This window comes from Streptomyces sp. SP18CS02 (assembly GCF_036322365.1).
Taxonomy (GTDB): Bacteria; Actinomycetota; Actinomycetes; order Streptomycetales; family Streptomycetaceae; genus Streptomyces.
The window spans coordinates 1-1698 of the sequence record NZ_JAQYXC010000061.1; the positions used below are offsets into that span (position 1 = coordinate 1).

Below are 1698 nucleotides of genomic sequence, written 5' to 3' on the forward strand. Positions count from 1 at the left end.
CACTTGCCCAGGGCCCGCAGCGTGCCCTCCTGCCCGACGGTCCACTTCTGGGCGCCGGTGCCGTTGCACGTCCAGATCTGCACCCGGGTGCCGTCCTCCGTATGGGAACCGTCGACATCCAGACACCTGCCACCGACCCCCTTCACCTCACCCGAGCGGGGACCGGGCTGCTGGCCACCGCCCTGCTTGACACGGATGTCACGGAAGGAGACGTCGTCACCGTCACCGTGGTTCTGGATGCCGATGTGGCCCTGGCGCAGACTCCGCGCCGGGTCGGTGTTGGTGAAGTCGTTGATCCTGCGGCCGTTCAGGAAGATCTCCAGCCGCTCGCCGGTCACGCGCAGCTCATAGGTGTTCCACTCCCCCGGCGGGTTCAGCGCGGCGTCGCGGACCGCGATGTCCGCCGACTTGAAGCCGTACACGGCGCCGGTGGTGCGGTCGGTCGCGTCGGTGGCGTCGATCTGTATCTCGTAGCCGTTGTTCACCGCCGACCACGGGTCGTCCGAGGCGGGAAAGCCGATGAACACCCCGGAGTTGTCGTCGCCGGCCGCCTTCCAGTCGAGCTTGAGGGAGTAGTCACCGGTGATCTCCTTGGCGGAGTGCCAGAACATGCCCAGTCCGCCGTGGGAGGTGAGGGTGCCGTCGGCGAGCGTGAAGCCGCCGGGGCCCGCCTGTTTCCAGCCGGTGGTACCGGAGCCGTCGAACAGAGAGGTGTAGCCGCTCTCGGGGCGGCAGTCGGCGTTGGTCATACCGGCGGCCCAGCGGATACCGCCGAGGAGATGCCGGCGGAAGGCCGGCTCGGCGAAGGACTCGTCGGTGTGGCCACCGCCGCTGTAGAAGGCCCGCCCGCCCTGGTAGTCCTTGCACCAGGCGATCGGGTGGTCGCCGGACATGTTTCCGCCCGAGTAGCTGGACTCGTCGAGCGACGCCAGGACATGGGCGGTGGCACGTGGATTGGTGCGGTAGTTGTACCACTCGTCGGTCCGCTGCCAGGTGCTGCCGAGATGTGCGCCGGCGTCGTGTGCGCGGTCCTCCACCGTGACGGAGGCGGACTGGACGGCGGGGTGCGAGTGGAAGAGGGCACCGGCCAGCCCCTCGTAGAAGGGCCAGTCGTACTCGGTGTCGGCGGCGGCGTGTATGCCGACGTATCCGCCGCCGCCCTGGATGTACTGCTCGAAGGCGGTCTGCTGGGCGGCGTTCAGCACGTCGCCCGTCGTCGACAGGAAGACGACCGCCCGGTACTGGGCCAGGTTGGACGTGGTGAAGGTTTGGGCGTCCTCGGTCGCGTCGACGGTGAAGTCGTTCGCCGTGCCGAGGTCGCGGAGGGCGGCGATGCCGTCGTCGATCGACGAGTGGCGGAAGCCCGCCGTCTTGGAGAGGACGAGCACCTTGTACGCCGGGTCCGCCACCGCGCGCGTGGTGGTGGCCGTGGTGACGGACCGGCCCGCCTCAGCGGGCTGGGCCACTGCCTGCGGGGTCAGGCAGAGCACGGCACCGGCGAACAGGCCGAGGGCAGCTTTCAGATGGGTTCGCATGGTCGGTCGCCTCCTTGGCTACGGCAGGGTCCATTTCTGGTTGGCGCCGGTGTGGCAGGTCCAGAGGTGGACCGGCGTTCCGTCGTTCCAGGTGCCGCCCGACGCGTCCAGGCACTTGCCGGACCGGGGGTTGCGCACCGTGCCGTCGGCGTGCGCGGCCCAC

Annotated in this window: 2 protein-coding genes; both read right to left on the reverse strand. The window is 69.6% G+C overall.

The features are described from left to right. Nucleotides 1-1535: ThuA domain-containing protein (locus tag PUR26_RS00235; RefSeq protein WP_329868041.1), on the reverse strand; the 1535-nt coding region annotated here is incomplete at its 3' end. 18 nt (nt 1536-1553) lie between these two features. Beyond that, a partial coding sequence (locus PUR26_RS00240) for an RICIN domain-containing protein (RefSeq protein ID WP_329873848.1) occupies nt 1554-1698 on the reverse strand: 145 nt, incomplete at its 5' end.